At 39.5% G+C, this 8,579-nt stretch carries 9 protein-coding genes; 1 reads left to right on the top strand and 8 read right to left on the bottom strand.

What is annotated here, in order from left to right:
• Positions 1 to 111: 111 nt before the first annotated feature.
• Positions 112 to 264 carry a DUF6783 domain-containing protein gene (locus LJE11_RS20900; RefSeq protein ID WP_349826270.1) on the bottom strand — a complete coding sequence of 51 codons (153 nt, stop codon included), beginning with the start codon at positions 262 to 264 and terminating at the stop codon, positions 112 to 114.
• Between the two features lie 26 nt (positions 265 to 290).
• On the opposite strand from LJE11_RS20900, the gene LJE11_RS18115 reads away from it, so the two are divergent.
• Complete coding sequence (locus LJE11_RS18115; RefSeq protein ID WP_008703974.1) at positions 291 to 1,631, top strand: MATE family efflux transporter; 1,341 nt, start codon at positions 291 to 293, stop codon at positions 1,629 to 1,631.
• A 119-nt stretch (positions 1,632 to 1,750) separates the two neighbouring features.
• Here LJE11_RS18115 and LJE11_RS18110 read toward each other — a convergent pair whose 3' ends face one another.
• The 7 genes from LJE11_RS18110 to LJE11_RS18080 form a co-directional block, all read right to left on the bottom strand.
• Complete coding sequence (locus tag LJE11_RS18110) at positions 1,751 to 2,773, bottom strand: alpha/beta fold hydrolase (protein WP_008703976.1); 1,023 nt, start codon at positions 2,771 to 2,773, stop codon at positions 1,751 to 1,753.
• Between the two features lie 79 nt (positions 2,774 to 2,852).
• Positions 2,853 to 4,211 carry an MFS transporter gene (locus LJE11_RS18105; protein ID WP_008703977.1) on the bottom strand — a complete coding sequence of 453 codons (1,359 nt, stop codon included), beginning with the start codon at positions 4,209 to 4,211 and terminating at the stop codon, positions 2,853 to 2,855.
• 25 nt (positions 4,212 to 4,236) lie between these two features.
• The gene (locus LJE11_RS18100) at positions 4,237 to 4,998 is read right to left on the bottom strand and encodes an inositol monophosphatase family protein (protein ID WP_020994056.1); all 762 of its coding nucleotides are present in this window, start codon (positions 4,996 to 4,998) and stop codon (positions 4,237 to 4,239) included.
• Between the two features lie 49 nt (positions 4,999 to 5,047).
• Positions 5,048 to 6,637 (bottom strand): AAA family ATPase, encoded by a 1,590-nt coding sequence (locus LJE11_RS18095; RefSeq protein WP_008703981.1) that lies wholly within the window; start codon positions 6,635 to 6,637, stop codon positions 5,048 to 5,050.
• Between the two features lie 151 nt (positions 6,638 to 6,788).
• Complete coding sequence (locus tag LJE11_RS18090) at positions 6,789 to 7,592, bottom strand: SDR family NAD(P)-dependent oxidoreductase (RefSeq protein WP_008703983.1); 804 nt, start codon at positions 7,590 to 7,592, stop codon at positions 6,789 to 6,791.
• 108 nt (positions 7,593 to 7,700) lie between these two features.
• Positions 7,701 to 8,066 carry a PAS domain-containing protein gene (locus tag LJE11_RS18085; RefSeq protein ID WP_008703984.1) on the bottom strand — a complete coding sequence of 122 codons (366 nt, stop codon included), beginning with the start codon at positions 8,064 to 8,066 and terminating at the stop codon, positions 7,701 to 7,703.
• A 120-nt stretch (positions 8,067 to 8,186) separates the two neighbouring features.
• The coding region (locus LJE11_RS18080) for a hypothetical protein (protein ID WP_173704703.1) at positions 8,187 to 8,579 on the bottom strand (393 nt) is incomplete at its 5' end.

The following is an 8,579-nucleotide window of genomic DNA, read 5'->3' as shown; positions in this document are numbered from 1 at the left end:
GGCAATCTGGAATGAATTTTGGCTACGTTACTGTGAACGGAGTGAACAGTAACGATTGTTACAAGGCACTGAGTAAACAGTAACACAGTAACTCCAAGACTTACAAGGTTATCAACGTGACAGTAGAATGTGCGCAATAACTATGTTATACTGATAATATCTAAATGCTTTAGATAACAAGCAATCAATAGAGTGTGTTTGAAAAATGCTTTCTGTAAAATGTGCGTCACAATTTGTTGGTACACTCGTTACTATCTGAAGCATTCAATCCACATTCTCAGGAGGAAAAAATGTCGAAAAAAGAAATAAGTTTTACAGAAGGACCTGTGTTCCAATCTTTGCTTCGGTTTGCCATTCCCGTGCTTGGAGCATTGATCCTGCAGGCTGCGTATGGCGCAGTTGATTTGCTGATTGTTGGAAAATTCGGAAATGCCTCGAGTATTTCCGCAGTAGGAACAGGAAGTTCCTTTATGCAGATGGCTACTTTTATCATTACAAGTCTTGCAATGGGCTCCACCGTAATAATCGGGCATCACATCGGAGAACAAAAACCAAAAGAAGCAGGAAATGCGGTCGGAACTACGATCATTCTTTTTCTGATCATTGCTGTCATCATGACATTTGTACTGGAATTTGCCGCCGGAGGAATTGCGCATCTTTTACAGGCACCGGCTGAATCCTTTGACAAAACAATTCTTTATATCAGAATCTGTTCTGCCGGTATCGTTATTATCATTGCATACAATGTAATCAGCGGTGTGCTGCGAGGTGTGGGAAATGCAAACCTTCCACTTCTATTCGTAGGAATTGCCTGTGTCATAAATATTCTGGGAGATTTGCTTCTGGTTGGAGTATTTCACATGGATGTTGCGGGTGCCGCCATTGCCACTGTATTTGCACAGTTTGTCTCTGTCGTCTGTTCTGTCGTTGTATTAAGAAAGCAGGATATGCCTATAGAATTTTCCAGAGAACAATGTCGGATTTATAAAGAAGAGCTTGGAAAAATATTAAACGTAGGTATACCGATCGCACTTCAGGAGACAACGGTTCAGATTTCATTTCTTGTCGTAAATTCTGTTATCAATCAGATGGGTCTGATGCCATCTGCCGGATATGGAATTGCACAGAAAATCGTTTCCTTTATTATGCTGGTTCCGTCCTCTATCATGCAGAGTGTATCAGCATTTGTTGCGCAGAATATCGGTGCCGGAAAGAAAAGCCGGGCATGGAAGGGTTTTTACACTGCAATTATTACCGGATGTTCCGTTGGAATCATCATCTTTATGGTAGGATTCTTCGGAGGCGGAGTATTATCCTCTTTCTTTACCAATGATTCCGAGGTAATCGCGCAGAGCGCCGCTTACCTGAAAGGTTTCTCTGCCGACTGTATACTGACTTGTGTACTTTTCAGCAGTATCGGATATTTTAATGGCTGTGGAAAAAGTATTCCTGTTATGATCCAGGGAATCACTTCCGCATTCTGCATCCGAATTCCGGTATCTATCATTATGTCGAGATTACCGGAAACATCTCTGACTTATGTTGGAATGGCGACACCTATCACAACTGTATATGGAATTATCTTTTTTGTAATCTGTTTCCGGCTGTTAAATAAAAACTCAGCCAAATAATAAAAATGGTTTCCTGTTATCAGTTCTCTTAGTAGAGATGCTGATAACAGAAAACCATTTCCATTATTTGATTATCCTCCGATACATGAATCGCATAGAAAATTTCATTAAGATACGAATCACGTACAACTGTCAGATACCATGCCTGAATCCATAAACTTCATAATCTTATCTAAATACATTTCCATCGTCCTGTCATCGCTGCGGTAGGTCTCATGTCTGGTTCCCGGCAGGTAAACATATTCGCAGGAAGTAATTCCTCTATGATTAATTTTCTCTGCAAATTTTCTCAATGCGTTTACAGATACAAAATCATCTCTTTCTGCCTGAAATAGCAAAACAGGTGCTGTCAGTTTCTTCCATCCACAATATTTTATGTACCAACTCATTTTTACAGACGCCAGAAGCCACCCATAAGAAGCTGCACTAACCTGGAATTTTTTATTCTCTTTACGCATCTCATTATATTTTTCGAATCTTGGTCTGGAAGTACATCCACTGGTTTCGAAAGTCTCACTACCATCATAAGGCTTCTGACCAGCCACATAGTCTTCCTCCCTTCCCAAAAGGCACTTCGTCTGTGCAATAGCAATCACCAATGGCCAGGGAACATTTCCGGTGAGCGGGCGGAGCATAGGAGAATTCAATATAATCTTCTGAAACAGTTGCGGCTCCCATGCAGCTGCAATTGTGCCAATCGCCCCACCCATAGAATGTGCAAAAAGAACTAACGGCAGTTCAGGATATGTTTTTTTAATTACATGGCATATTTTCAAAAAATCTCTCACATATCGCTTCCAGGTATCTATATGTACAAGAGATGGATCTGCTGTCAGGCAATAACTTTGTCCATGTCCCATATGTTCCGGCATATACACATGATATCCAGCCTTCAGAAAATAATAAATCATCTCTTCATATTTCGGCGCTGCTTCTGTAAAGCCATGACTGATTATAATCACGCCTTTCGGCTTCTCTGCCAGGTAGCGCTGTACATGAATTTTCCCCACTATCCCCGTGTCTTTTCGATGCAGATGATCCTCTGCACCAGAAATGTACCCCTCCTGACGGTGCGTTGCAAGATATGGTTCTATTTCATCATTCATTTTATACAAATATTCATTCTCATGTATTATTTCCATTATATGTACTCCTGTTGCTTTTTCATAATTCTGTTGCTATCTGCTTTTCACCATTCGATACATACCTGTATTATAATCTTCACTGGTGCCTGTTAATAATCCCATTAATCTTTTTCTCATTATAAAATACCAGTATAATTCCGCCTATACAACAGAATACTGCTGCCCCAAAAGCAGCAACTCTATAACCAGTTCCCTCTGCTGCCCCTATCGTCGAGACTGCTGTAAATATCAACATAGAAATACTCTGCCCAAGTTTAAACGCAAATGTTCTCGCCGCATAAAACATTCCTTCACGATTGCTTCCTGATGTAATCGAGTCGCTCTGCGAAATATCTGCCACAACAGCCTGCGGAAGAATTCCGAAAATCGCCATAGGAAGAGCCGCCACGACTGTCAGGATCAGTCCCTGCACCGATGCCGGAATAAAACTCATTTTTCCCATAAATCCGGTATAAAAATAAGCAAGGCTAAATACTGCAAATGCAAACAAGATCATCTTTTTCTTTCCAAGTTTAGGAGTAAGCTTATTTACCGGAATATAAAATACAAGAGACAACGCTGTCATTCCCACAAAATACAAAGTTGTCATTGTTTCCGGAAGTTTCAAAAGACTGGTGACAAAAAATGGAAGACCTGTCTGAAACATGGTAAGTGCAATCCAGTAGAAAATATCAGATGCCACAAACTTGCGAAATTCTCCATTCTTAAAAGTAGCTGCAAGAGATCCAAAAGCTGACTCTTTTGCAGGAACCGTATCTACATAGTCTTTTTCACGGATACAAAATACCGGCACAAGCATACAGATAAACGCTATAGCCGCCATCAAAGTAAAGGTCATACGGATAGCACCAACTCTGCCAAAAGCAGGAATAAACATCCCCCATATCGTAGGTGCCAGATACGCCACTGCAGTTCCGGCAATAAATGTAAAGGAAATGACTGTGGAAATATTAAGTCTTTCCTGCTGGGTATGTCCAAGTTCCGGAATCAGCGCATTATATGGTGTACAGTACGCAGTAATGGAAAGATAGTACGCCAGAATCATAATCAGCAAAAACACTCCATTGATCCAGCTGTTTTTATTAACCGGTGACCAGAAAACCAGTACTGTAGAAAGCGCCAGCGGTAAAGATGCCCATTTCAGGAACGGAATTCTTCGCCCATTCTTTGACGTACATCTGTCAGATAAAGAGGCGATCATTGGATCTGTAAAAGCATCAAAAATCCTTCCGAAAGCTGTAATTCCGCCAATAATAGTAAATATGCCAAAGACCACCAGCCCCTGTGGAATGAACACTGTCTGTCCCTGACTGATGGCTGTCTTATCCGGCTGATAAAAATATACAAGCCAGTTAGAAATAATCCCGGACAACATCGCCCATCCAAACTGTCCGGCTGCAAACTGCCATATTTTCCCTGTTGTTAACTTTTTCACCGTGCACCTCCAGATTTCAGAACTACTACTTATTTCTTGCAAGAATCGAACTCTTTTCCAAGCATGGAAGTTCTTCTCCTTCAACAGTCGTCACAATTCCGCCTGCTTCTTCAACAATAAGTGCACCTGCCGCAAAATCCCATGGAGATAAAATAAGCTCGAAATAAATTTCCGCTCTTCCTGATGCTATGGCACATAAATCAAGTGCTGCAGATCCGCTTCGTCGGATATCAAGGCATTTTTGAAAATATTCGTAAGCTAATTCAAAGGATGCCTTCGCAAGCTCCGTATTATACGGTGATGAACCAAACAAAACAATGCTGTTTGCCAGATCATCCTTCGATACATGAATCGCATTTCCATTCATATATGCACCCTCACCGGAAATCGCATAGAAAGTTTCATTAAGATACGGATTATGCACGACTCCCATATATCTCTTTCCATTTCGAATCAATCCAATAGATACACAGCTCATATGATAATCTTTAATAAAATTGGTAGTTCCATCAATCGGATCCACCACAAAAATATATTCTGCATTTCTGTTAATCTGGCAATCCTCTTCTTCCCCCCAAAACTCCGCTTCCGGAAGAATCTCAGACAACTTTTTTTCTAGCATTTCCTGAATTTTGCAATCATACTTCGTAACAAAATTTGCTTTTCCTGCCTTATCCTTAATGCCAAAATTCGCCCTGTCCGCCTGAAGCATAACCTGTCCGCATTCTTTTGCCGCTTCAATTATTTCATTTAATATCGTATGTGGAGTTTTCTCCTTTAGTTCCATATTATCTGTCACCTCTCAATAGAAAATGGTTTCCGTTTTATCAATACTTTTATAATTTCTCATACTTTTCAATCAGACACTGATGTTCTTTTGTCTTCTTGTCATAGTTTATCTCAACCAGCAAAATATCTCCGGTATAATCCAGAACTGAATCCGGATATTGTTTTTCCTTAATCTGCTGTAATGCTGTCTTGACATTCTTATTCCATTTAAGTTCTACGACAAGCGCCGGATAACTGGAAACGTATTCTGGTTTTGGAATAAATACAAAGTCTGCAAACCCACGTCCTGTCGGCAGTTCACGAACTGGTTTAAAATAATATTCCATTGAACTCAGATATGCAATTGCAAGTACACTGCTCAAAGAATTCTCATTATTATACTGAATATTCGAAACATACTCTGTATGGATTTTCTCAATTCCCTCTTCAACTGCTTCTTCATCCATGTCCAGCGTAGCCTCCAGTAAATGTTCTGATTCCTGCTGAAAAGTAATCATCTCATTCCATTTTCTGCTTTCAACCGCCATTGTCAATTCCTGCCGGATTTCTTCATTTGGAACAAATGCAGTTCTTCTATTCTGGTTATATCCCAAATAACCAAGATGGATCAAATACGTAAGTACATCATCTTTGCTTTGTATATTCACCGTATCATTTTTGAAAGCAGCTGTATTCACTTTAATCGAAGCACCGGAAAGTATTTCAATTATAGCGTTTTTCAAACCATCATAATTCATATTGATAAAAGGAACAATTGCTTCATAAGAAGCAGTCTCAGACCAGTAACTTCTAAACCTGCCCCGCACACAAACACTTACTACTGCTTTAGGATTATATACCTGATAGTCCTCCAGCAAATAACCATCATACCAATATTTTACTTTCTCAAAATCTCTGTGATATCTTTCGCAAAGATCCTTCACTTCAGCTTCTGTAAATCCAATATATGGCGCCATCACTCCTGCATCAAGCATTGTAAACTCATCAAAATTATTTAATGCAGACTGCGTTTTTTCTTTCTTTATCGGCAAAATACCTGTAAGATACACCAACTGAATATATTTTGTCGGTTCCGTTCCCTTGAACATCGCCCGCAAAAAATTAATGTACTTTTCCTGTACTTTTTTATTTGCCGCTTCATCTCTGATCAGAACATCCCACTCATCAATAATTATAATAAATTTCTGTCCAACAATATTTTTAATACGCGAAAGACTTTCCGACAAACTTATCTCTTCTTCAGGCAGAACACCAGGGTAAATCTCTCTCAATTCAGCCTGTACGGATTTCGTAATAAACGCTACAACATTATCCACATTATCACAATTTGCCAGAAACCACTGAATATCAAGATGAATCACATCATACTTATTAAGATGCGTCTTAAAATCGGATTCCCTGCTTATATCCAGCCCTGAAAACATTTCTTCGGAATTACAGCCTTTACTATAATAAGCGGCCAGCATATTTGCAGCATATGATTTTCCAAACCTGCGTGGTCTGCAGTTACAGATATAAGCTTCTGTTGTATTAAGTACGCTGTTTGTATATTCCAACAATCCGGTTTTATCCACATATATCGGAGAATTCAGTGCCACCTGAAATGCACTGTTATCAGGATTTACAAATCTACCCATTCCTTACACCCCACAATCAAAAAACAGCTTCACGTTATCAAAATTTTTAATAAAATAATGATAGCATGAAACTATTTTAACGTAAAGCTGAAAAAAACTGTTATATATCCAGACACCCGGGCTATATCGGAATTCTATAAAATAATCTCAATTATTTTGCGTAAATAGAACCAACAATCTTTCCCCGTAATGTACACGGCAGAATTTTACATAAGAATCTCAGAATCTTATACTTCACACCCGCCACACAAATTGGTGCGCAGTTCTTTTTCTGTGCAATTCGCGCAATATATGTACCAATAATCTCCGGCGACATCCCACTTAGTTCATCTTTCTCCATCTGACTGACACCGTGTGAAATACGGCCACCGTATTCATCATCACCCAAAACTATCTTTTGTCTGGCCTGGGTAAAACCGGTATGAATATCTCCAAGTTCTACTGCTGTTACCCTGACACCATAAGGACTTACTTCATTATCAAGCGCGCAGGAATAAGAAGACACTGCTGCTTTACTGGCTGAATAAAACGCCTGAAACGGAATGTGTGCCACCGCTGCCACAGAACTGATATTGACAATATGCCCTCTGTGCTGTCTGCGCATAGAAGGAAGAACAGCTCTGCTTACATTGACAGTTCCGAAAAAATTTACATCAAATTGTGCTTTCGCCTGTTTTAACTCTGTAAATTCCACCGCCCCGGAAATACCAAAACCTGCGCAGTTTACAAGAATCTCGATACTTCCTCTTTCCAAAAGGATCTGCCCAACGGCTTCCTGCACGGAAGCCTCATCTGTCACATCTACGCACATATGCTTCACGCCTTCTACCGGAACATCCCGGCGACTGAACTCATAGACTATATAGCCAGCCTTACTCAATGCTGCTACAGTACATCGTCCGATTCCGGAACTTCCGCCAGTGACAAGAGCTGTTCTTTTCTGTTTTGATTCCATATTGTTACTTACCTCATTCCATTTTTTCTTCTTACCACACGGGTGAGTTTCTGTCGTATTTCCTCATTCTTGAATAACTGCCTGCACCATTCGTCCTGTGCCATAACATCACCACAAATCATATTGTTTCATAGTTTCTGCGTTTCGATATTCATGTTTTTCATAATATCCTATCAGTCTTCCCTCTTCTCTGAGTGCCACCATATAAACATCTTTATTTTGCTTCTCATTATGGAAAGTATAGACAAGGTTATGGCTCTCATCTGCCGCAAACCAGTCCACTACCTTCTGTATTTTATCCCTGGATTCCTGATTATGACAATCTAACAGGCTTCTTCCAATAAGTTTATCACCGCCTCGCTTCGCATAGCTGTTAACAGCTGCCGGATTCATGTAGATAATCTCATGCTTAAGGTTGCATATAACAATCGAAGCCCTGTCCTGGTCAACAATACTCTTATAAAAACTAATCATATATTTTTTTATGTCCTTTCATTTTTTTCTTTCGTCTAATAGTTTACTATCCACATCAAATATCTTTAAATATCCGTTGGCATACATACGGACACCATCAATGGTATTTATAATAAATTATTACAAAATTTTCGAAACAAAATAATCTGCCTCAATAATATGCCTTACATTCTTCTCCCTGGAGTCAACAATACTCACACGTCCATTCTCCGCTGTCAAAGTCACACTGGAACCATCATTCCGATAAACAGTCATATGTTCCACTGGGCGTTCCAATGTCTCTATTGGATCCTTCATCTTTTTTAATCGCCGATACTCATATTCTGGAATAAAAAATTCAAGTTTTGAAATAGCTCTTTTTTTCTTTAATGGTGTTTTTCTTAATGAACCATTTTTATTCATAAAACGATCCGCAAATTCAACATTTTCCGTCATTTTATCAATTACATCCGAAATCCCGTGAATTAAAAACTTTATCCTCACACGACTGAAGTCGCGTGCTTCCAGACGCTT

Source organism: Blautia sp. DFI.1.216 (assembly GCF_020594215.1).
GTDB lineage: Bacteria > Bacillota > Clostridia > Lachnospirales > Lachnospiraceae > Blautia_A > Blautia_A wexlerae.
This window is presented reverse-complemented; position numbering and strand designations above follow the sequence as displayed.